Here is a 207-nt window from a genome sequence, read left to right as displayed (position 1 = left end):
TAAATAGCATTGGTATAAATAGCATTGGTATTAAAGCCGAGAGATACACTTTATTTTAGAAACAAAAAAGCCGTTTCATTTCTGAAACGGCTTTCTCTAATTTAAATCCTGGCAATGACCTACTTTCACATAACAAATGCTACACTATCATCGGCGCTGTTTCGTTTCACTACTGAGTTCGGCATGGGGTCAGGTGGGTCCAAAACG

The 207-nt window shown here is 38.6% G+C and carries 1 rRNA gene; it reads right to left on the bottom strand.

Annotation, left to right across the window (positions count from 1 at the left end):
• Positions 1 to 106 precede the first annotated feature (106 nt).
• Positions 107 to 207: ribosomal RNA gene (gene rrf, locus B5G52_RS21825) — 5S ribosomal RNA — on the bottom strand; the annotation flags it as partial.

The organism is Pseudoalteromonas sp. A601 (assembly GCF_002165575.1).
Taxonomy (GTDB): Bacteria; Pseudomonadota; Gammaproteobacteria; order Enterobacterales; family Alteromonadaceae; genus Pseudoalteromonas.
This window is presented reverse-complemented; position numbering and strand designations above follow the sequence as displayed.